General features: G+C 41.0%; 22 protein-coding genes. 19 read left to right on the top strand and 3 right to left on the bottom strand.

Annotation, left to right across the window (positions count from 1 at the left end):
- The first annotated feature begins 24 nt into the window (after positions 1–24).
- A complete protein-coding gene (locus tag G6W42_RS10740; RefSeq protein ID WP_194173031.1) occupies positions 25–1,410 on the top strand; it encodes a DUF4139 domain-containing protein in 1,386 nt (461 codons plus the stop codon).
- Between the two features lie 18 nt (positions 1,411–1,428).
- Here G6W42_RS10740 and G6W42_RS03940 read toward each other — a convergent pair whose 3' ends face one another.
- From G6W42_RS03940 to folD, 3 genes are read right to left on the bottom strand one after another with little or no spacing between them, the layout of a single operon-like run.
- Positions 1,429–2,085 (bottom strand): site-2 protease family protein, encoded by a 657-nt coding sequence (locus G6W42_RS03940; RefSeq protein WP_103577295.1) that lies wholly within the window; start codon positions 2,083–2,085, stop codon positions 1,429–1,431.
- A complete protein-coding gene (gene lepB, locus G6W42_RS03935; RefSeq protein WP_103639989.1) occupies positions 2,072–2,977 on the bottom strand; it encodes a signal peptidase I in 906 nt (301 codons plus the stop codon). Before lepB ends, G6W42_RS03940 begins: the two co-directional genes overlap by 14 nt.
- Before the next feature lie 11 nt (positions 2,978–2,988).
- Positions 2,989–3,840 carry a bifunctional methylenetetrahydrofolate dehydrogenase/methenyltetrahydrofolate cyclohydrolase FolD gene (folD, locus tag G6W42_RS03930; RefSeq protein ID WP_194173030.1) on the bottom strand — a complete coding sequence of 284 codons (852 nt, stop codon included), beginning with the start codon at positions 3,838–3,840 and terminating at the stop codon, positions 2,989–2,991.
- An 83-nt stretch (positions 3,841–3,923) separates the two neighbouring features.
- Here folD and G6W42_RS10795 point away from each other — a divergent pair, with 83 nt between their 5' ends.
- The 18 genes from G6W42_RS10795 (at position 3,924) to G6W42_RS03840 (ending at position 21,422) form a co-directional block, all read left to right on the top strand.
- The gene (locus G6W42_RS10795) at positions 3,924–4,526 is read left to right on the top strand and encodes a c-type cytochrome (RefSeq protein ID WP_430640593.1); all 603 of its coding nucleotides are present in this window, start codon (positions 3,924–3,926) and stop codon (positions 4,524–4,526) included.
- Positions 4,523–5,806: a glutamate-1-semialdehyde 2,1-aminomutase gene (gene hemL / locus G6W42_RS03920; RefSeq protein ID WP_194173029.1), complete on the top strand. Its 1,284-nt coding sequence runs from the start codon at positions 4,523–4,525 to the stop codon at positions 5,804–5,806. The genes G6W42_RS10795 and hemL overlap by 4 nt, the downstream gene beginning before the upstream one ends.
- Entirely contained in the window at positions 5,806–6,087 is a 282-nt protein-coding gene (locus G6W42_RS03915; protein ID WP_087582590.1) for an AtpZ/AtpI family protein, read from the top strand. The genes hemL and G6W42_RS03915 overlap by 1 nt, the downstream gene beginning before the upstream one ends.
- Positions 6,071–6,589 carry a hypothetical protein gene (locus tag G6W42_RS03910; RefSeq protein WP_242042690.1) on the top strand — a complete coding sequence of 173 codons (519 nt, stop codon included), beginning with the start codon at positions 6,071–6,073 and terminating at the stop codon, positions 6,587–6,589. Before G6W42_RS03915 ends, G6W42_RS03910 begins: the two co-directional genes overlap by 17 nt.
- A complete protein-coding gene (locus tag G6W42_RS03905) occupies positions 6,579–7,823 on the top strand; it encodes an MFS transporter (RefSeq protein ID WP_103620176.1) in 1,245 nt (414 codons plus the stop codon). Before G6W42_RS03910 ends, G6W42_RS03905 begins: the two co-directional genes overlap by 11 nt.
- A 3-nt stretch (positions 7,824–7,826) precedes the next feature.
- A complete protein-coding gene (locus G6W42_RS03900) occupies positions 7,827–9,473 on the top strand; it encodes a flagellar hook-length control protein FliK (RefSeq protein ID WP_194173027.1) in 1,647 nt (548 codons plus the stop codon).
- Positions 9,470–9,736, top strand: coding sequence for a FlhB-like flagellar biosynthesis protein (locus G6W42_RS03895; RefSeq protein WP_223227339.1), 267 nt, complete (start codon positions 9,470–9,472; stop codon positions 9,734–9,736). Before G6W42_RS03900 ends, G6W42_RS03895 begins: the two co-directional genes overlap by 4 nt.
- Positions 9,737–9,802: 66 nt before the next feature.
- Positions 9,803–11,503, top strand: a complete 1,701-nt coding sequence (locus G6W42_RS03890; RefSeq protein ID WP_194173026.1) for a methyl-accepting chemotaxis protein — start codon at positions 9,803–9,805, stop codon at positions 11,501–11,503.
- A 34-nt stretch (positions 11,504–11,537) separates the two neighbouring features.
- Positions 11,538–12,104, top strand: a complete 567-nt coding sequence (locus tag G6W42_RS03885; RefSeq protein WP_021092891.1) for a CheB methylesterase domain-containing protein — start codon at positions 11,538–11,540, stop codon at positions 12,102–12,104.
- Positions 12,094–12,918 carry a CheR family methyltransferase gene (locus tag G6W42_RS03880; protein ID WP_194173025.1) on the top strand — a complete coding sequence of 275 codons (825 nt, stop codon included), beginning with the start codon at positions 12,094–12,096 and terminating at the stop codon, positions 12,916–12,918. The genes G6W42_RS03885 and G6W42_RS03880 overlap by 11 nt, the downstream gene beginning before the upstream one ends.
- An 88-nt stretch (positions 12,919–13,006) precedes the next feature.
- Positions 13,007–15,628: a DNA gyrase subunit A gene (gene gyrA, locus G6W42_RS03875; protein ID WP_194173024.1), complete on the top strand. Its 2,622-nt coding sequence runs from the start codon at positions 13,007–13,009 to the stop codon at positions 15,626–15,628.
- A gap of 44 nt (positions 15,629–15,672) precedes the next feature.
- Positions 15,673–16,173: an LPP20 family lipoprotein gene (locus G6W42_RS03870; protein WP_021090035.1), complete on the top strand. Its 501-nt coding sequence runs from the start codon at positions 15,673–15,675 to the stop codon at positions 16,171–16,173.
- Positions 16,149–16,541, top strand: coding sequence for a hypothetical protein (locus G6W42_RS03865; protein WP_194173023.1), 393 nt, complete (start codon positions 16,149–16,151; stop codon positions 16,539–16,541). Before G6W42_RS03870 ends, G6W42_RS03865 begins: the two co-directional genes overlap by 25 nt.
- Before the next feature lie 12 nt (positions 16,542–16,553).
- Positions 16,554–17,708: a sigma-54-dependent transcriptional regulator gene (locus tag G6W42_RS03860; RefSeq protein WP_194173022.1), complete on the top strand. Its 1,155-nt coding sequence runs from the start codon at positions 16,554–16,556 to the stop codon at positions 17,706–17,708.
- A 70-nt stretch (positions 17,709–17,778) separates the two neighbouring features.
- Entirely contained in the window at positions 17,779–18,804 is a 1,026-nt protein-coding gene (locus tag G6W42_RS03855; protein WP_194173021.1) for an aspartate-semialdehyde dehydrogenase, read from the top strand.
- 92 nt (positions 18,805–18,896) lie between these two features.
- On the top strand, positions 18,897–19,403 hold the full coding sequence (locus G6W42_RS03850; RefSeq protein WP_194173020.1) for a YqhA family protein: 507 nt from the start codon (positions 18,897–18,899) through the stop codon (positions 19,401–19,403).
- A gap of 92 nt (positions 19,404–19,495) precedes the next feature.
- Positions 19,496–20,518, top strand: a complete 1,023-nt coding sequence (gene hemE / locus G6W42_RS03845) for a uroporphyrinogen decarboxylase (protein WP_194173019.1) — start codon at positions 19,496–19,498, stop codon at positions 20,516–20,518.
- Positions 20,508–21,422: a radical SAM protein gene (locus G6W42_RS03840; RefSeq protein WP_194173018.1), complete on the top strand. Its 915-nt coding sequence runs from the start codon at positions 20,508–20,510 to the stop codon at positions 21,420–21,422. Before hemE ends, G6W42_RS03840 begins: the two co-directional genes overlap by 11 nt.
- Positions 21,423–21,424: the final 2 nt, after the last annotated feature.

The following is a 21,424-nucleotide window of genomic DNA, read 5'->3' as shown; positions in this document are numbered from 1 at the left end:
TACCAAAAATTTAAAGGAGAAAATGTGAAAAAAGTGCTCTTTTTAGTGGCTTCTACGCTAGCCTTTGCAAATGAAAATTTGATAGAGATCTACACAGATCAAACCATCATCACTCAAAAATTTAGTGACGCAAACAGCTCTTTTAGCGCCTTTGTGCCAGAGGGTGTGGAGAGTGAGAGCATCACTATAAATGGGGATTGTGACGCGAATGCTAATCTAAAAAAGATCAGCGAAGAAAATAACCAAAGTTACATAAAATGGAAGCAAGAAGTTGTAAATTTAAATAATAAACTTGAGGCGCTAAATGCAAGAGGCAGGTTTATAGAACAAGCTTTGGTAGGAGAAGATAAAAGTAACGATGTGACAAAAAGAGCTGATGAGTTTTATAAATTTAGCCTAGAAAATATCGAGAAAATTTCAGCTGCTAAAAGCGAGCTTGAAGCGCTTAAAAAAAATGAACCAAAGAGCGAGATGGCTGGATTTTTGCAGCTTGATATGAAATTTGCTTGCAGTCCAAAAGAGACGACGCTTTCATATATGGATGATGAGGCTCCAAAGACGCTAAATGAAATTTATGCAGATATGAAAAACAAAAATATCTTGATAAAACAAGAAATTTTGCTCACCAACCCTTTTGCAAGTGATGTTAAAAATTTAAAGCTCGCCATCTATCCGACCAGATATCAAAAGGCTCTTGCCCCAAGCAAGTTTTACCCTTGGTACGAGGAGAGCGAGGCAGAGGCTGATGGTTACGGCGCTTCAAAAAATATGCTAAGAGCTGCGAAAGTCGCTGCTGAGGTCGCTGATATGCGTGTGCAAAGAGATGAGAATGAGTTTGCCAAAATTTGGAAGATAGATGGGATAAATTTAGCAAAAGGCGAGAGCAAATATATAACTTACGATACACAAAAAATGGATGCAAATTTTAGCGTTTTTGCTGATTTTTATGGTTCGCTAAAGGCATATAATGTAGCTAGCTTTAAGCTAAATGACGACCTAACGCCAGCTAAAACGCAGTTTTATGTTAATGGTGTGAGTGTTGGTAGTCCAAGCGAGTTTGAGATGAAAGCAAAAGATGAGCCAGTGCAGTTATTTTTAGGACAAAACGAGCTAATCGAGCTTAAAAAAGAGCGATTAAATAAATTTAAAAAGAGCTCGCTTCTTGGCAAAGACCGCATAAGCGAAGAGGGCTATGAGATAAGTGTCAAAAATAACTCAAGTAAAAGTGTCGATGTCACTTTGGTTGATCGCGTGCCAGTATCTGCTGACGAGGCGGTAAAGGTCGAGATAAAGGGCTTTGATAAAAAAGATATCAGTAAAGATGGCAAGGTGGAGCTTAAATTTAGCCTTGCGCCAAAAGAGGAATTTAAAAAAGAGTACTCTTATAAGATCACAAAGCCAAAAATTTAGAGCAAATTTGCTCTAAATTTAGCCATTTATAAAGGCGCTTGCGATATCTAAAACGTATCTTGTTGGATAAAAGATAGTATCTTTTAAAGGCGAAATGAGGATGATGATAAGGATGACAAAGCCATATCTTGAGATACCCTCAAGCTTTTCTGCCAGTGCGTGAAAGCCAAAATTTCTAAGCGCATACTCGAGCGCGTGAAAGCCATCAAGTGGCGGAATCGGATAGAGGTTAAAGATGGCTAACATCAAATTTAAAAGCGCAAGCGTAAATAAAAACTGAAGTAAAATTTCAAAGGTTTCTATGTTTAATAAAGCTTTTAACACAAAAAGCGACAAGATGCCTAGGATGATGTTGTAGCAAATGCCAGCTAGGCTTACGTAGATAGCTGCCTTGTAGCCGCCATTTCGCACGACTGTGTAGGTATTTACAGGCACTGGTTTTGCCCAGCCAAACATCATGCCAGTGCTTAGATAAAGCACCAGTGGCACAATGATAGTGCCAACAAGATCGATGTGTTTTATAGGATTTATGCTAAGTCTGCCAAGGCTTTTTGCGGTGTTGTCGCCAAATTTATAAGCGACATATCCGTGAGCGATCTCGTGACCGACGATGGCGATTATTAAAGAGATGACGATAGTGGCGACTTTTATGGGATCAAAATTAGTGAAGTCCATCAACTTCTCCCTCTTTTAGAGCTTGTTTTGTGAAAAACTCATCATTTTCTATCGTATCTACAAAGCGTCCGATACGCTCCCAGCGCACATTGTAGTTATTGTCCCAGCTAAAATATATAAACCAAGGCTGTCCAACTATATCTTTGTAAGCCACGCTTCCCCAAAAACGGCTATCATTTGAGTGATCGCGGTTGTCGCCTATCATAAAGTACTCATCTTTTGGCACTTTGACGTAAAATGCATTAAAGTTGAAATTTGGATTTTGCGGTAGTGAGCTAATGAGCGCTGGCTTCATAAAAACGTTTGATTTATTAGTATTTAGCATGAAAACCATCTGTTCAAATAAATTTACATTTTCGTCGTAGTGGATGCCACTAAATCTATATGGCTCTTTTATAAAAAGTTTGCCATCAAGCTCGGCTATATCGTTACATGAATAGCCAAATTTACTCTCTTTGCCATTTAAATTTTCACGGCAGTTTGCCTTTATGAAGCTATCTCCCTCTTTTGGGCGCAGATAGAGGGCTTTTTCAGTAAAAACGATCTCGTCCTCGCTAGTTGCAAAGCAGCGCTTTACAAAGTGAGTTTTCTCATCGTTTGGATAGCGAAAAACGACTATATCGCCCCTTGCAGGACCATCGCCAGTTATAAGGTGACCATTGTCATTTAGCTCAGGTAAAATTTTCACCTCAAGCCAAGGAATTCTTGGTGTTGGTATGCCATAGACATATTTTTTAGCAAATAAAAAATCCCCAACCAAAAGTGTGTTTTTCATCGAACCAGACGGGATCACAAAGGCTTGAGCCACAAAGAAAATGACAAGCAAAACGATGATAACCGTGCCTGTCCAGCTCGAGCAAAAGTCATAAAATTTAGTAAAAGCTCTCTTCATTATCTCACTCTTTAGTTTTTAGCTATCTTTGCTTGTGCAGCAAGGATTGTGTTGTTTAAAAGCATGGCTATGGTCATAGGGCCAACGCCGCCAGGAACAGGCGTGATGTATGAGCATTTTGGTGCGACCTCTTCAAAATCCACATCGCCCACAAGCCTGCCATAATCAAGTCTGTTTATGCCCACATCAACGACTACTGCGCCATCTTTTACCATATCAGCCTTTAAGAAAAATGGCTTGCCGATGGCTGCAACTATGAGGTCAGCATTTTTGCAAATTTCTTTTAAATTTTTAGTCTTGCTGTGTGTCACGGTAACCGTTGCAGAGGCGTTTAGGAGTAAATTTGCCATAGGCTTGCCAACGATATTACTTCTGCCAATCACCACTGCATTTAGTCCAGCTACTTCGATGCCATACTCTTTTAAAATTTCCATCACACCAAGCGGTGTGCAAGGCACGAAGCCATCAAGTCCGCTAACAAGTTTGCCAACATTTACAGCGTGAAAGCCATCTACATCTTTTCGTGGATCGATCGCTGCGAGCACGACGTTTGTATCGATATGCTTTGGCAGCGGTAGCTGAACCAAGATGCCGTGGATGCTATCGTCTAAATTTAGCACGTTTATAAGTGCTAGAAGCTCGTTTTGGGTTGTATTTTCGCTTAGACGGTGAGCTACGCTTTTTATGCCGTATTCGTTGCAGGCTTTCTCTTTGGCTCTAACGTATGTTTGAGATGCCTTATCTTCGCCGACCAAGACGACAGCTAAGGTTGGCTCAACACCAAATTTCTTTAACTCATCAGCTCTTACTTTTACGCTTTCTTTGACCTTTAAAGATACGGCTTTTCCGTCTAAAATTTTCATATTTGATCCTTACTTAAAAGCTTTTTTAATCACAAGGGTGGTATCATACCTAAAAATAAATTAAATTTTTAAAAGAGAGGTTTATGAGGTCTGTTTTTTTGATTTTGCTTTTTTGCGTGGCGATTTTTGGTGCTGATTTTATAACAAAGACCGAGTACGCCAAGATGCTCTACCTAAATCCACGTGGCATAGGCTGCGATAAATGTCACGGCGCAAAGGGCGAGGGCAGCCTAATCTCTAAATACAAGCACTTTGACAAAAAGACAAACAAAACGGTTGATGATGAGCTTAGAGCACCAAAGATAAATGATATAGATTTTGAAAGCTTTAAAGCAGCTCTAACAAAGCCAAAGGGCGTCATGCCAAGCTACTTTTTGACAGACGAGGAGACAACTATACTTTATGAATACATCACAAATCAGATGAAATCTCCTGCAAAAGCGGCAAAATCGCAAAATTTAGCCAAGTCAGCCACGCCTGCTACTACGCAAAAACAGCCTGAACCCACTAAAACTGCGCCTGTTGCAAAGCCAGCAGAACCAGCTAAAAGCACCCCAACAAAACCAGCTGAGCCCGCAAAGCCAGCTAACACGCAGGCACCAAAGTCACCAGCAAAGCCAGCAATAAATCAAAAAGATAATCAAAAGACAAATTTAAAAACACAAAATCAAAAGGATAAAAAATGACAAATAAAGAGGCATTTAGTGAAGCTAAAAGATATATCCCAGGCGGCGTAAATTCACCTGTTCGTGCATTTGGCAGCGTTGGAGGCGAGCCTGTGATGATAGATCACGCTAGGGGAGCTTATCTATACGACGTCGAGGGCAAAAAATACCTTGACTTCATCCAAAGCTGGGGACCGCTCATCTTTGGTCACTGCGACAAAGACATAGAAGAAGCGATCATCTCTGCTGTAAAACAAGGCGTCTCTTACGGCGCTCCATCCCCAAAAGAGACCGCTCTAGCAAAACTAATATGTGATGAGTTTAAACAAATAGATAAAATTCGCTTCGTTAGCTCTGGCACAGAGGCTACTATGAGTGCTATCAGAGTGGCTAGAGGATATGCCAAAAAAGATGGACTTATCAAATTTGAGGGCTGCTACCACGGACACAGCGACGCACTTCTTATCAAGGCAGGAAGTGGCGCAACGACATACGGCAATGCTTCAAGCGGCGGCGTGCCACAAGACGTTGTGAAAAATACATTTTTAGCTATCTACAACGATATAGAGAGCGTAAAAGCCATCTTTGAAAACAATAAAGACAAAATCGGCGTCGTCATAATCGAGCCAATCGCAGGAAATATGGGGCTTGTGCCAGCTGATAAGAAATTTTTACGAGAGCTTAGAGAGCTTTGCGATAAATTTGGCGCAGTGCTTATACTTGATGAAGTTATGAGTGGTTTTAGGGCTTCTCGCCTTGGCTCATATCCATTTCACGAAGTAGATGCCGATCTTGTCACATTTGGCAAAGTTATAGGTGGAGGCATGAACGTCGCTGCATTTGGTGGCAAGGCTGAAATTATGGACTGTCTAAGCCCTGAGGGTGCAGTATATCAAGCAGGCACGCTAAGTGGCAACCCAGTGGCGATGAGCGCTGGCATAGCGGCTATTTCTAAGATAAATAGCGATGTAAATTTATACGCTAGACTTGAAAAACTAGCTAAAAAGCTAATGGACGGCTTCAAAGAGGCAGCAAAAAGCGCTGGCATCGCTATACAAACCGATGTTCGTGGCTCGATGTTTGGCTACTTTTTTACAGACCATGCCGTGAAAAACTACGATGATGCGCTAAAGAGCGACACAAAACTCTTTGCTAAATTTCACCAAGCGATGCTTAAGCGAGGAATTTATCTAGCGCCAAGTCAGTTTGAGACGGGATTTGTCTGCGATGCGATGAGCGAAGCGGATATCGACCTAGCGATAAATGCAGCTAAAGAGGCATTTTTGGAGATAAAAGCCTAATGGCAAAATTTAAGATAAAAGATATCGTTGCCGGAGCTGAGCAGCTAAGCCTTGGCATATCGATGGTCGTGGCTGTGGTGATCGGCACTGGGCTGGGGTATCTTGTAAAAAAGGCTACAAATTTCACGCCAGCGCTTTGGATAGGGCTTGCCTTTGGCATCGCAGCTGCCATTTTAAACGTTTATAAAGCCTACAAAGCGCAGGTTAAAAGCCTAGATGAGCTAAAGGATGAGGCTAGATATAAAGGCTATAAAAAAGACGATGATGACGAGGACGATTAGCAGGCTTTTTCTTTGCTACTTTGCGCTTTGGCTAGCCCTTAGCGTGGTTGGCAAATTTATATCAAATCAATTTTTTATAAGCTCGCAAATTTCATTTTTTGCCTCGCTTATCATCCTAACGGCTAGCTTTTTTGCCTATAAAAACCGCATAAACTCAAGGCTTGAAAATGCAAGAGATGAAATTTTAGCCAAGATAGAAGAAGAGGGCGAAGATGAAGAGGATAAAAATTTAGCCGAAGTGCCAAAGGAATTTAGCCTAAAAGATGAAAAAGCAAGGCTAAAAAAGCAGAAATTTTCATTTAAAGATAGAAGCTTTGTGGCGGCATTTATGCCTTATCGTTTGGTCGCTTACGCGATACTTTTTTTTGGATTTATATTTTTAAAAAATGAAAATTTACTAAACGTGCCTGGCTTTTTAGTGGGGCTTGCTCCGATGCCTATTGGAGCTTTTATCTTTGGGATAATGCAAAATAATTTAAGAAAGGACGCAGATGGCAAGTAGCTTTAGGATCATTCGCTCGATGGGACCGCTATTTTTGGGCATGAGCCTGCTTTTTATAGGCAATGGCCTAGTCATCGCATCTTGTAGTGCGCTTCTTAAGCAAAATGGCGTAGGCGAGCTTGCGATTGGACTAATTAACACTGGATTTTTCATAGGAGCGTTAATTAGCACGATCACAGCGCACAGGGTCATCTCAACCACCGGCCACATCAGAGCTTTTGCTATCTTTTCAGCTATATTTGCAGTCTCAGCCATGCTTCACGCCATAAGTGAAAATTTGATCTTTTGGGCGATACTGCGAGCCTTTTTGGGATATTGCTACTACGCACTTTTGATGGTTATAGAAAGCTGGCTAAATGCTAAGATCCCAAACAAGATAAGATCGCGCGTCATCGCCTTTTACGAGTGCGTTTTCTACACGAGCTTTGGACTTGGAATTTTGATCTTAGCACTTGATCTTAGCGCATTTGAAATTTTCATCATCAGCGCAGCCTTTATCATGCTCTCAAGCATACCTTTAAATTTAATCCGCATCAACCAGCCTCAAATCCCGCAGCGCCAACCCATAAACATCCCAAAAATTTTTGGTATCGTCCCGCTAGCACTCGTGGGAGCGCTCGTTGCAGGACTTGCGATAAATGGCTTTTTTTCTATGGCAAGCCTCTTTGTCTTGCTTCAAGGATATAGTGCAAAAGAGGCGTCATTTTTTATGACTATAGCGATGGCTGGGGGCTTTTTGGCTCAAACATTTATCGGAGGCTTTTCAGATAAATATGGCAGACGCCCAGCGCTCTTGCTTTGTAGCGTTGTATCTTTAATCAGTGCGGTTTTATTTTTGCTAAATGGCTCAAATTTGATCGTTCAATACATCCTCTCATTTTTCTTTGGTGGTGGCATTTTTTGCACATACGGACTTTCGCTTGCTAGGGCAAATGACGAGATCACAGACAAGACAAAGAGCGTCCAAGTGGCACGCGCGCTGCTTTTTAGCTACTCTTTTGCCTCGCTTTTCTCGCCGCTTCTTATGAGCTATGCGATGAAAATTTTTGGTGCATTTGGCTTTATCTATGTCTATTTGGTGCTTTATGTTGGGCTCATTTTATTTGCGCTAACGCAAAAGACCATACCGCAGCACATGAGAAAAGAGTACAACGACAGGCTCGTTGCAAGGACGGCTGGCATCGCGACTATTCAGCAAAATGGCAATTTTGCCGATAGAGAAAATAAAAAGTAGAAAATGGACGTAGCAAATTCTCTAAATATATCAAACACCTCGGTTCAAACTGGGCAAAACGCCGCCCAAAACGCACCTGTCCGTAAAAATGAAGGCTCGCTTTTTAAAAATCAGCCAGCTGGGACGCCAAGTGAGCAGACCATCTCAAATGCTCTTGATAACGTTGGTAAGCTAGTTGCAAGGGTGCTTGATGATCTAAAAAGTGCTTCAAGCCTTAGTAAAGCAGAGCAAATTTTATCTCAGGCAAAAGATACGAAGATCGCTCCAAATTTAGCAAGTGAGCTCTCAGACCTTGCAAAAAGCCTAGAGGTAGAAGCTGCGCAAAATGAAAGCCCTGAGATAAAGAGCCTTGCACTAAAACTAAAAGAATTTCTAAAACCAATAGCCGATCTTAAAGCTGGCTCGCTAAATGATCAGATCAAAAACTCAGGTGTCATGCTTGAAGCAAATTTAAAAGATGCGCTTACTCCAGAAAAACTGCCAAGCTCGATACAAAAGCTACTAAGCGATATAAAAAATCTCTCAAATCAAAATTTACTTAGTCAAATTTTAACTCTAAATGATGAGAGCTTGGATAATCAAAACTCATTTATGAAGCTTACTTCTATGCTTGAAAAAGCGAGTGGTGACGCTAAAAATCTCCTTGATAACTCAAGCATAAAAACGCTTTTAAAAGATGTGGATAAGCTTGATAATGTGGCTAAATTTCTAGATAAAAACTTCTCAAAAGATCAAAGCGCAGACGCGGTTAAAAGCCAGATCGGCAAGATGGAGAATTTCATCTCAAATTTAAGCGAGAAGGTAGCAAATTTAGCGAGTGAAAAGCTAAATCAAAGTGTGGCTTTTAGTTCAAACCACAAAGAGTTAAAATCTATCCTTGAAAACCTAAAAAACGATCTAAAAATGCTAAATAACATAGGCGATGAGGCTGGACTTGTAAAGGCATTTAACGAGGTTAGCGACGTCTCGAAAGAGGGCAGCTTGCAAGATAAGCTCCAAAGTGCGGCCAGACGCCTCGCGCACAGCCTTAGCCTAGCAGACCCAGAAGCAAGCACAGCAAAAAGCGAGCTATCTGAGAGTAAGGCGCTTTTAAAACAGCTAAAACTAGCCACTAATGATATAAACAACATCACGACAAAGAGCCAGAGTGAAATTTCAAAGGTGCTAAATCAAGATGTAAAAAGCACGCTTTTAAACATAAGTGAAAAGAGCCAAAATGCCCAGAGCGTAAATGCTGCAAACAAGATGATCTCTCAAATAGAAATGCATCAGATGGTCTCAAGCTTGCAAGGAGGCATACAAACTTATATGCCTTATATCTGGGACGGCGTGGAGGGCGGAAATGTCGCGTTTAAACAGGGCAAAAAGGATAAATTTTATGCCCAAATCGATCTAAATTTTAAGAAATTTGGCCAGATAAATGTGATGGTGGGGCTTGTGGATAAACGCTATATCGATCTATCGGTGGCAACGCAGACAAATGAGTTTAAGGAGCTCATTTTAGGAAATTCAAGCGAGCTAAAGCAAGCGATCTCAAAGCTTGGACTAATCGTTTCAAATTTTAACATCAAAACCTTGCCAAAGGTGAAGCTAAACGATAGATTTAAAAATTTTGGCGGCCTTGATGTGGGCTTTGATAAGAAAATTTGATGCAAGTAAATAAGAAAAAAGCTGTCGCTCTTGGCTACAACAGATCGCAAGATAACGCTCCAAAGGTGCTTGCAAGCGGTGCTGGTGAGATAGCAAACAAGATAATAAGCCTTGCAAAAGAGCACGATATACCGATCAAAGAGGATCCTGATCTCATTGAAATTTTAAGCAAAGTCGAGGTCGATCAAGAGATACCACCAAATTTATATAAAGCGGTGGCTGAGATATTTAGCTTTTTATATAAGATCACAAATAAAAAGTAAATATTGCACTTTAATAGTACTATAATCTCAAAATTAAGGAAATTTAAACATTAAAAAGGAGGTATTATGAAAATTTCATCAAAAGTGACGATGATGATCGTCTCGTCCCTACTGGTGCTTGGAGCTATCTTAGTCTTTCTAAACATTTACGAGCAAAACAAAGCGATAGAATTTTCCACCAAACAGCTGACTGAAACGATCTTAGCCGACAAAAGGGCAGCTTTGAGCGAGGAGATGGATATCGTTTCAAACATTTTGCTAAAAATTCAAGAGGTTTATGACGACGCAAACGAGACCATTGAAGATCAAAAAGAAGATATCATCGACTATCTCTCAAAGGCTAGATTTGGCGATGATAAAAAGGGATACTTTAGTATCTACACTACAAAAGGCGTGGTTATCTCAAGTCCTGGAGTGCCTGAGTATAACGGTCTTGATAGACTTGAAGCAACTGACGCAGATGGCTATAAATACATAAAAGATCTTATGCAAAAAGCCTCAGAAAATAGCGAGGGCGCTTTTGTAAATTTTGTAGCTAAAGCAAAAGATGGCTCAACGATTAGAAAGATAGGAAAAGGGCTAAAACTAAACCTCTTTCATGAAGATGTAGTGCTGATGTCTGTTGTTAATCTTGAGGGTATGTATAAAGAGATAGATAAAATTTCAGCTACCATGCAAAATGACGCCAAGGCAAACACTACAAATTTCATCGTCATAGCCGTCGTAGTTTTAATCATCTCACTAATAGTTGCCATGCTTTATTCTAAAATTTCTATCACAAAACCACTAAATGAGCTAATCTTGCGTGCTACAAACCTCTCAAGTGGCGATGGCGATCTAACAAGAAAACTAGAAGTTGTAGGTAAAGATGAGATAGCAAAAGCGAGCGAAGCTATAAATAAATTTATAGAAAAAGTAAGGGTTTTGATCTCGGAGGCAAAAGATATCTCAAATGAAAACAGCTCCATCGCAAACGAGCTTAGCTCAACCTCAGTCCAAACTGGCCGCGGGGTAGAAAACTCAAGCAAGATAGTTGAGGATGCTGGGAAGGATTGCACTGAGATACAATCATATATGAAAGAGTCAATCGAAGTTGCAAAAGGTGGCAAAGATGATCTTAAAAAGGCGCTAAGTTACGTTGATGAGACGCTAAATACCATCTCAAATTTATCTTCAGAGATCGCTCAGACATCAGATATTGAAAATCAAATGGCTGGCAAGATCGAGCAGCTTAGCCGAGATGCCGAGCAGGTAAAATCAGTGCTTGTGGTTATCAATGACATAGCAGATCAGACAAATTTACTAGCTCTTAATGCAGCCATCGAAGCAGCACGTGCAGGCGAGCATGGACGTGGCTTTGCAGTCGTTGCAGATGAGGTTAGAAAGCTAGCTGAGCGCACTCAAAAGAGCTTAACTGAGATAAACGCAACTATCAACGTCATCGTTCAAGCGATAAATGAAAGCAGCGAGCAAATGAGTATAAATTCTAAGCAAATAAGCGAGCTAACAGGCGTAGCAAACAACGCGCAAAAGACTATACGAGATATGAGTGATATCATGAGATCAGCCATAGGACTATCTGATAAAACTATCGAGGACTATATAAAGACTGGCAAGGATATTGACGATATAGTAAAAAGCATGGAGGGCATAAGTCAAATTTCATCTCAAAGCACAAGAAGCGTAGAAGAGATAGCATCAGCTGCTGAGCATCTAAATAAGATGACAGATACGCTAAATGCAAAACTTGGTGAATTTAGAACTTGATTTGTGCGATAAATTTTAAATTTAAAGGCAATTAGTGGCTCAAAAACTGGTCTTAATAGGGGCTTCTACAGGAGGCCCAGGTCATATAAAAAAACTATTAAAAGATATAAATTTAAATGGTGCGATGGTCGTCATCGCTCAGCATATGAATAAGATGTTTATAAACTCATTTGTCACGCAAATGGGCAGGGAGTGCAACATAAATGTTGAAATTCTAAGCGAAAAGACAAATTTAAGAGAAAATATCGTCTATATCTGTGATCAAAATTTTGAAATTTCAGCGACTTTGCCAGTTAGCGCAAAGCCACAACCTGAGATAAAAACGATATACACGCCAAATGTTGATGTACTTTTTAACTCAGGCACGCAGATCGCCAAAAATGTAAATTTACTTGCGATCTTGCTAACTGGCATCGGCGATGATGGTGCAGCTGGGCTTGATAAGCTTTATAAAGCAGGCGCAAAATGCATAGCTGAAAACGAAGAGAGCGCCATAGTTTATGGCATGCCAAAGCGTGCTAAGGAGCTAAATCAAAATTTAAAATCGTTAAATTTAATGATGATAAGAAAAGAGCTTGAGGAGTTTTTAAATGCTTTTTAACAAAGTGGATAAACAAAGCGAAGTTTTAGAGGCAAAAGCACCAAGCGATATGGATGGATTTAACGAATTTATGAGCACTATAAAGACGCTTTGCGGTGTTGATCTGGAGCCAAAGCGGGACATCACTCTGCAAAGAGTTAGTATATTTGCCAAAAACCGCCAGATAAAAAGCTTTAAAGATCTAGTTTCGATGATAAGATTTGACACGCTGCTTAGGCAAGATCTTTTAAATTTAGTCACCGTAAATGAGACATATTTTTATAGAGAGCTAGCACAGCTAAAAGACGTGATCTACTACGCAAAAGAGCTTGGGGAGGCTAGAATTTTATGCGCGCCTTGCTCAACTGGCGATGAGACCTATTCGCTTGCTATGCTTGCTTATGAATTTGGTCTTAAACAAAGTGATATCCAGCTAACTGGCATCGACATAAACTCAGAAGCCATACAAGCTTGTAGCGTTGGAAGCTATGGCGAGAGGAGCTTACATAGGCTAAGCGAGTTTCAAAAGGAGAGATTTTTTACAAAAAAAGATGACAAATTTCTCATCAAAAAGGAAATTTTGCCAAGGTGTGAGTTTAAAATTTTAAATGTCTTTGACGATGCGATGTTTAATCTTGGTAAATTTGACATCGTCCTTTCAAGAAATATGATGATATATTTTGACGACGAATTTAGACTAAAATGCGTCGAGAGGCTGCATAGGATGCTTAAACCAGAGGGCAGGCTCTACGCAGGACACGCTGATCTTGTGCCTTACACCCCACTTTACACAAAGCGTTTTTCAAACGGAGCTACATATTATGAGCGTGCTTAAGGGTTAAATTTAACCCAGGCCGCTTTGCCCTTAGAAAGTTTTTATCAATTTTTGGCTAAAATCCCACAAGCTAAATTTAAGGATAAAAATGAAAGACAATCTACTTGAATTAACTCAAGATATCGCTTCAGTTGATATCGAAGATTCTATAAAAAATAGCTATCTTGACTACTCTATGAGTGTCATCGTCGGACGTGCTTTGCCTGACGCTAGAGACGGACTAAAGCCAGTTCATAGAAGAATTTTATACGCTATGGATAACCTCGGCGTTGGCAGCAGAAGTGCCTATATGAAGTCAGCTCGTATCGTCGGTGAAGTCATCGGTAAGTACCACCCACACGGCGACATAGCGGTTTATGACGCACTTGTTCGTATGGCTCAGAAATTTTCTATGCGTTATCCAGTCGTTGATGGACAAGGAAACTTTGGCTCGATTGACGGCGACAGCGCAGCTGCGATGCGTTATACCGAAGCTAGAATGACCATGCTTACTGAAGAGCTTTTAAAAGATATCGATAAAGATACGGTTGATTTTGTACCAAACTACGACGATAGAGAGGTCGAGCCAGATGTTTTGCCTAGCCGTGTGCCAAATTTACTATTAAACGGATCAAGCGGTATTGCGGTCGGTATGGCGACAAATATCCCACCACACAGCCTTGATGAGCTGATAGACGGTCTTTTGCTACTTCTTGAAAACAAAGAGGCGACACTTGAAGAGGTGATGGAATTTATAAAAGGTCCAGACTTTCCAACCGGCGGTATCATCTTTGGTAAAAAAGGCATCATAGAGGCCTACCGCACAGGTCGTGGTAGGGTCAAACTAAGAGCCAAAACTCACATAGAAAAAAAGCCAAACAAAGACGTCATAGTAATCGACGAGCTACCTTATCAAACAAACAAAGCAAGGCTTATCGAGCAGATCGCTGAGCTTGTAAAAGATAAGCAGATAGATGGCATCAGTGAGGTTAGAGATGAGTCTGACAAGGACGGCATCCGCGTAGTCATCGAGCTAAAACGCGACGCTATGAGCGACATCGTGCTAAATAATCTCTTTAAATCAACCACGATGGAGAGCACTTTTGGCGTTATTATGCTTGCTATTAATAACAAAGAGCCAAAGGTATTTAACCTTATTGAGCTACTTAAGCTATTTTTAAATCACAGAAAAACCGTTATCATTAGAAGAACGATATTTGAGCTTGAAAAAGCGCGCGCAAGAGCCCACATCTTAGAGGGTCTAAAGATCGCACTTGATAACATCGACGAGGTGATCGAGCTTATTAGAAATAGTGCCGATACAGCGGTTGCTAGAGAAGGCTTGATGAGTAAATTTAACCTCTCAGAGCTTCAAGCAAATGCTATCCTTGATATGCGTCTAAGCAAGCTTACAGGCCTAGAGAGAGAAAAACTAGAGGCTGAACTGGCCGAGCTTATGGCTGAGATCGCAAGACTTGATGAAATTTTAAAGAGCGAGACATTGCTTGAAAATTTGATCAAAGAAGAGCTTTTAGAGATCAAAAATAAATTTAAAGTACCAAGAGTAACTGAGATCGTTGATGACTACGATGATATCGACATCGAAGATCTTATACCAAATGAAAATATGGTAGTAACCATAACTCACCGCGGCTACATCAAGCGTGTGCCAAGCAAGCAGTACGAGAAGCAAAAACGCGGTGGCAAGGGCAAAGTAGCGGTCACGACATACGATGATGACTTTATAGAGAGCTTCTTTACTTCAAATACTCACGATACGCTTATGTTTGTGACTGACCGCGGACAGCTCTACTGGCTAAAAGTATATAAGATCCCAGAGGGAAGCCGCACGGCAAAGGGCAAAGCAGTTGTAAATTTGATCCAGTTGCAGCCTGATGAGAAGATCAAAGCGATCATCCCAACGACTGACTTTGATGAGAGTAAATCGCTAGCATTCTTCACTAAAAATGGCATCGTAAAACGCACAAATTTAAGTGAGTTTAAAAACATCCGCTCAGTTGGCGTAAGAGCGATCAGCCTTGATGAGAACGACGAGCTAGTAACTGCGCTCATCGCTCAAACATATGATGATATGCCAGTCACCGATCCTGAAAACGAGCTAAGCGTTGAGACAGAGGTGCTTGAAGTTGAAGAGCTTCAAAATGAGATCGATGAAGATAATGTAAATGCCGAAGAGGACGCAAACTCAGGCGATGAGACAATGCTATTTGTCGTTACTAAAAAGGGCATGTGTCTTAAATTTAAGATCAGCAAAGTTCGCCAAATGGGAAGAACTGCACGCGGCGTAACTGGCATTAAATTTAAAGAGCAAGGCGATGAGGTCGTGGGTGCTGCAGTCATCGAAAGCAATGATCAAGAAATTTTAAGCATATCTCAAAAAGGTATCGGCAAGCGCACAACCGCTGATGAGTACCGCTTGACAAACCGCGGTGGCAAAGGCGTCATCTGCATGAAGCTAACAAGCAGAACAGGCGATCTAGTGGGCGTTGTGATGGTTGATGAAGAGCAAGATCTGATGGCTCTAACATCAAGTGGCAAGATGATAAGAGTTGATATGCAAAGCATCCGCAAAGCAGGACGTAATACAAGCGGCGTTATCGTCGTAAATGTCGATGGCGATGATGTTGTAAGTATCGCAAGATGCCCTAAGGCAGATGATGGCGAGGACGAGGACGAAGCACCAAGCGAAGATATGGGGCTTTTGGAATAAATTTTGCTATTAAATTTTAAATAAAAGCATAAAAAAGGTTGTTTATGAAGGTTAAAATTTTATCTTTTGCTTTGATGATAGCTGTTTTTGGCGGCTGCTCATTTAACGGCTTTATGGGCGAGCCAACTAGCACATCAAACCGCAACGTAGTCATCCAAAAGGTCGATAAAGACGATCTTAGAGAGGTGATGAAAAAAGAGAAGATGATATATGATAGCGCTCCAAGAGAGACCACTTTTAGAGCCACAGGCGAGGGCATAGCTCCGCTAAATTCGCTCTCATACGCTCAGTCAGTCACTCTTGCAAAAAGAGCAGCGATGGCTGATGCTTATTCTCAGCTTGCAGGCAAGCTTTACGGCGTAAAGATCAACGCTGAAGACACCGTAAGAGACGCGATGCTAAACGACTCATCTATCACTTCAAAGGTTCAAGGCCTTGTTAAAAACGCGAGGATCGTGAATGAAAATTTCAAAGACGGGCTTTATAAGGTAAATATGGAGCTTAAGATAGACGAAGATAAGTGGCGAGAAGTCTTTTCTTACTAACGATACTTTTAAATTTCGCCTTTTGCCTGGAGGAGTTTATCTTCTGGGCAAAGATCGATACGACAAATCATATCATCGCTCATGAGGAAATTTCATTTTCAAAGGCGATGACCCTTTCGCCAAATCCAAAACCAAAATTTCTTTGCCAGGTAGACGCTTTTAAAGATGAAAACTCCACAACTCTTGACTTTTTAAATTTACACAAAGATGAAATTTTTGACTGCTTTGTCTTAAAAAAAGCGATGATAAAAAATGAGCTTAATGTCAAAAATACACAGATTTCAAACGCTTCAAATTTGAAAATTTTACCAGTTAGATTTATGGTGGAATTTAAGCCAAAATCCGCTATCATCGGCACACTTCAATAAAAAAGAGATCAAATGAATATCGTCATAGTAGAAGATGACATCAATATGCGAAAGTCGCTTGAGATCGCACTTGGCGAGTACGATGAGCTAAACATCAAAAGCTATAAGAGCGCAGTTGAGGCTCTAAAAAAGCTAGGCGACGACACTGATCTAATCATCACCGACATAAACATGCCAAAAATGGACGGACTTGAGTTTATAAAAGAGCTAAACGGCAAATTTGACGTCATCATAATGACTGGCAACGCCACGCTAAATAAGGCGATCGAAAGCGTTAGGCTTGGCGTGAAGGACTTTTTAACCAAGCCATTTGACGTCTCAACCCTTTACGAGGCGATAAAAAGAGTAGAGGCGCTAAAACAAAAGACTCCAAAAAGCATAAAAAAAACTGAAGAAAAAAGCGAAAATAGTGGCTTTTTAGCTACGTCAAAGGCACTTGAAGCCACGCTAAATATCGCACTAAAAGCTGCAAGAACCGATGCTTCAGTCATGCTTAGTGGCGAAAGCGGCGTTGGCAAGGAGGTCTTTGCTAAATTTATCCACGCAAACTCACCAAGAAAAGATGCCGCTTTTATCGCTTTAAATATGGCTGCGATACCTGAAAATTTGATAGAAAGTGAGCTTTTTGGCTTTGAAAAGGGCGCATTTACTGACGCTGCGACTACCAAAAAAGGGCAGTTTGAGCTGGCAAATGGCGGAACGCTATTTTTAGATGAGATCGGCGAGATGCCAATAAATTTACAACCAAAGCTGCTTCGTGCTTTGCAGGAGCGTGAGATAACAAGACTTGGCGCCACAAAGAGCGAAAAGATAGACGTTCGCATCATCTGCGCTACAAATGCAAATTTAGAGCTTGCGATGAACGAGGGCAGGTTTAGAGAGGATCTTTTCTACCGCCTAAACACGATCCCACTTTTTATACCGCCACTTCGCGAGCGAAAAGATGAAATTTTGCCTATCGCACAAGATGCCTTAGAAAAATGCTGCAAAGAGTATGGTTTTGAGGCTAAAAATTTCTCAAAAGCAGCCAAAGAGGAGCTTTTAGGCTATGACTATCCAGGCAACATAAGAGAGCTCATCTCAGTTGTGCAGCGTGCGGCGATACTAAGCGAGGGCGATGAAATTTTGCCAAAAGATCTATTTTTGCAGGCGAGAAGTAAAAAATAGGTAAAAATTTAAGTTTTTGGCTAGTAAAATTATGCAAATTAAGAAAATTAAAAGAAACCAAGGAGAGCAGATGAGAAAATTTAACGTAGCGGTCGTTGGTGCGACAGGAGCGGTCGGCGAAGAGCTTTTTAGAGTTATGGAAGAGGTTGATTTCCCAGTTGGTGAGCTTTTGCCGCTTGCAAGTGCCAAAAGTGCTGGCAGTAAGATAGAATTTAAAGGCAAAAACTACAAAGTAAAAGAGCTAACAGAGAAAGTTTTTAGCGAGCATGAGATCGATATCGCATTTTTTAGCGCAGGCGGCTCAGTTTCAGAGAAATTTGCTAAATTTGCAGCTGATAGCGGTGCAGTAGTCATCGATAACACCAGCCATTTTAGGATGGATAAAGATATCCCGCTAGTCGTGCCTGAGTGTAACCCAAGCGACATTGCCATGTGGAAAAACCGCGGCATCATCGCTAATCCAAACTGCTCAACCATCCAAATGGTGCAAATTTTAAAACCACTAAATGACGCTTTTGGCATCAACAGGGTCGATGTTTCTACCTATCAAGCAGCAAGTGGCGCTGGCAAAGAGGGCATGGAAGAGCTTGTTGTGCAGATGCAAAAGTTTTTTGAATTTAAGCTTGATGAGTGCGAGCCAAAGGTCTTTGCGCACCGCTTAGCGCTAAACGTGATCCCTCACATCGATGTCTTTTTGGACAATGACTACACAAAAGAAGAGATGAAAATGGTCAATGAAACGCAAAAGATCCTTCACAAAGATATCGAAGTGAGCGCAACTTGCGTGCGTGTGCCAGTGCTTAGAAGCCACTCTGAGGCGATCACTATCCACTTTGACAAAGACGTGAGCGCAGATGCGGCAAGAGAGATATTAAGCAAGGCACCAAGCGTCGTTGTAGTCGATAATCCAGCTAAAAAAGAGTATCCGATGCCTACTATCTCAAGCGATACAAACGAGACTTATGTTGGTAGGATCAGGGTTGATAACTTTAGAGCAAATGTACTTCACCTTTGGTGCAGTGCCGATCAGATCCGCGTGGGAGCTGCGACAAATGCCGTTAGGATCGCACAAAAATGGATCACGATGCAGGAGTAGTATGCGCTAAAATTAATTGCGATCTTGCACCTAAAATTTAAGGAAAAAACTATAAAATACCACCTTTTTAAATTTCATAAAAAGGGTTTTTATTGCGTAAAATATTCGAGAGAATTTTGCTTGCAAGTAACAGCTTCACGCTTTTTCCGGTAGTCTTTGGACTTTTAGGTGCGATCGTGCTTTTCATCATCGCAAGTTATGATGTCGGCAAGGTGATTTTAGAGGTTTATAAATATTTCTTTGTTGCAGATTTTCACGTTGAAAATTTCCACTCAGAAGTCGTTGTCGAGATCGTTGGAGCGATCGATCTATACTTGATGGCGCTTGTTCTTTATATATTTAGCTTCGGAATTTACGAGCTTTTCATCTCAGAGATCACGCAGCTAAAGCAGTCAAAGCAGAGTAAGGTGCTTGAAGTGCATTCGCTTGATGAGCTAAAAGACAAGCTTGGCAAAGTGATCGTCATGGTCCTCATCGTAAATTTCTTCCAAAGAGTGCTTCATGCAAATTTCACAACTCCGCTTGAGATGGCCTATCTTGCGGCTTCTATCCTCGCACTTTGCCTTGGACTTTACTTCCTTCACAAGGGCGAACACTAAAATTTTAAGCGTTTTTACGCTTAAAATTTCTCCTACATCTTTTCTTTAGCTATTTTTGGATAATATCCATTTAAAAATTTAAAGGAAATTTGATGATTTTCATAGACGCTTGCCTTAAAAAACCTACGCCATACACGCCTGTTTGGATGATGCGCCAAGCTGGCAGATATCTACCAGAATATATGGCTGTAAGAGCTAAAGCAGGGGACTTTTTATCACTTTGTAAAGACTATAAAAAAGCTAGCGAGGTCACGCTTCAGCCAGTTGAAATTCTTGGTGTTGATGCGGCGATTTTGTTTAGCGACATCCTTGTCGTGCCACTTGAAATGGGTATGGATCTACGCTTTGAAAAGGGCGAGGGACCAGTTTTTACAAAGCCTTTGCGTGATGAGGCCGCACTTGATGCACTTAGCGTCGAAAGATCGGTTAAAAGCTTAGCATACGTCTATGACACGATCAAACTTACAAGAGAAAATTTAGCCAAAGATAAGGCGCTCATTGGTTTTTGCGGAGCACCTTGGACGATAGCTACATATATGATAGAGGGTGGCGGCAGCAAAAATTATGCGGTCTGCAAAAAAATGCTCTATGAAAATCCAGAATTTTTGCATCAAATTTTAGAAAAAGTGACGCAAGCGCTCATTCTTTACGTCAAAGAGCAGATAAAAGCTGGCGTAAATGCCGTACAAATTTTTGACAGCTGGGCGGCTGCGCTTGAAGAGCAGGCATATTTTGAGTTTGGATTTAGCTATATAAATAAGATAGTTGATAGCGTAAAGGCTGAATTTCCAGAGATCCCAGTCATAGTTTTCCCAAAAGGTATCAGTGGCTATTTAGATAAAATTTCAGGCAAATTTGATGTTTTTGGCGTTGATTGGAGCACGCCGATCGAACTAGCAAAAGAAAAACTTAGTCCAAGATACGTCCTTCAGGGCAATATGGAGCCAACAAGGCTATATAGCAAAAAGGCGATCGACGAGGGCGTGGATAAAATTTTAAGCACGATGAAGGGTGCGCCGCATATTTTTAACCTTGGTCATGGGATCTTACCTGATGTGCCAGTAGAGCACGCAAAATATTTCATAAAAGAGGTTCAAAGAAAAAGTGCAAGATAGCACTCTCATCTTTGGGCCCATAAATTCGCGCCGTTTTGGCATGAGCCTTGGCATCGATCTAAGCCCAAAGCAAAAATCATGCAATTTTGACTGTGTTTATTGCGAGCTAAAGGGCGCAAAGCCAGTTGAAGAGATAGAAAATCCGCCAAGCATTGATGAGATCATAAGCGCTTTAAAAGAAGCCTTAAAAGTTCATCAAAATATCGATGTCATTACGCTTACAGCAAATGGCGAGCCAACTCTTTATCCGCACTTAAAAGAGCTGATAGTAAAAGTAAATGAGATAAAGGGCAAGGTAAAAACTCTTATCCTAAGCAATGGCTCAGGCGCGAGGGATCAAAAAATTTGTGAAGCCTTGCAAGGGCTTGATATAGTGAAATTTAGCCTTGATAGCGCCGTGCAAAGCACATTTAAAAAGATAGACCGCAACAAAAGTGGCATAGAAATAAATGAACTTATAAAAGCAATGGCTAAATTTCGCAAGGAATTTAAGGGCGAGCTTGTGCTTGAAATTTTGGTCGTGGCTGAATTTAATGACAAAGAAGAGGAATTTATGGCGCTTAATGAGGCTATAAATGAGATAGCACCGCACCGAGTGGATGTGGGCACGATAGATCGCCCGCCAGCTTACAATGTAAAAGGCGTGGATGCTAGCAGGCTTGAAGAGCTAGCAAGCAAGATAAACGGCGTGCCAGTTACCATAGCTAGGGCTCACAAGATAGAGCAAAAGTATGAATTTAGCAAGAGTGAAATTTTAGCCATGCTAGAGCGCCGCCCGCAAACTACGGCAAATGTAGAAGAAAATTTCTCAGAGCACTCAAAGCAAATTTTAAACAAGCTCTTGCAAGATGGCGCGGTTTATCAAGCTGACGTTGCTGGCGTTAAATTTTATAAATTAAGATGATA

It is taken from the genome of Campylobacter concisus (assembly GCF_015230015.1).
Classification (GTDB): Bacteria; Campylobacterota; Campylobacteria; order Campylobacterales; family Campylobacteraceae; genus Campylobacter_A; species Campylobacter_A concisus_AF.
The sequence above is the reverse complement of the archived record's forward strand: the minus strand, read 5'-3'. Positions and strand labels throughout refer to the sequence as shown.

Coding starts and splice junctions, on each gene's coding strand:
- G6W42_RS03940 (WP_103577295.1), bottom strand. CDS start 2,085: ATGGACTTCACTAATTTTGATCCCATAAAAGTCGCCACTATCGTCATC.
- lepB (WP_103639989.1), bottom strand. CDS start 2,977: ATGAAGAGAGCTTTTACTAAATTTTATGACTTTTGCTCGAGCTGGACA.
- folD (WP_194173030.1), bottom strand. CDS start 3,840: ATGAAAATTTTAGACGGAAAAGCCGTATCTTTAAAGGTCAAAGAAAGC.
- G6W42_RS10795 (WP_430640593.1), top strand. CDS start 3,924: ATGAGGTCTGTTTTTTTGATTTTGCTTTTTTGCGTGGCGATTTTTGGT.
- hemL (WP_194173029.1), top strand. CDS start 4,523: ATGACAAATAAAGAGGCATTTAGTGAAGCTAAAAGATATATCCCAGGC.
- G6W42_RS03915 (WP_087582590.1), top strand. CDS start 5,806: ATGGCAAAATTTAAGATAAAAGATATCGTTGCCGGAGCTGAGCAGCTA.
- G6W42_RS03910 (WP_242042690.1), top strand. CDS start 6,071: ATGACGAGGACGATTAGCAGGCTTTTTCTTTGCTACTTTGCGCTTTGG.
- G6W42_RS03905 (WP_103620176.1), top strand. CDS start 6,579: ATGGCAAGTAGCTTTAGGATCATTCGCTCGATGGGACCGCTATTTTTG.
- G6W42_RS03900 (WP_194173027.1), top strand. CDS start 7,827: ATGGACGTAGCAAATTCTCTAAATATATCAAACACCTCGGTTCAAACT.
- G6W42_RS03890 (WP_194173026.1), top strand. CDS start 9,803: ATGAAAATTTCATCAAAAGTGACGATGATGATCGTCTCGTCCCTACTG.
- G6W42_RS03880 (WP_194173025.1), top strand. CDS start 12,094: ATGCTTTTTAACAAAGTGGATAAACAAAGCGAAGTTTTAGAGGCAAAA.
- gyrA (WP_194173024.1), top strand. CDS start 13,007: ATGAAAGACAATCTACTTGAATTAACTCAAGATATCGCTTCAGTTGAT.
- G6W42_RS03870 (WP_021090035.1), top strand. CDS start 15,673: ATGAAGGTTAAAATTTTATCTTTTGCTTTGATGATAGCTGTTTTTGGC.
- G6W42_RS03860 (WP_194173022.1), top strand. CDS start 16,554: ATGAATATCGTCATAGTAGAAGATGACATCAATATGCGAAAGTCGCTT.
- G6W42_RS03855 (WP_194173021.1), top strand. CDS start 17,779: ATGAGAAAATTTAACGTAGCGGTCGTTGGTGCGACAGGAGCGGTCGGC.
- hemE (WP_194173019.1), top strand. CDS start 19,496: ATGATTTTCATAGACGCTTGCCTTAAAAAACCTACGCCATACACGCCT.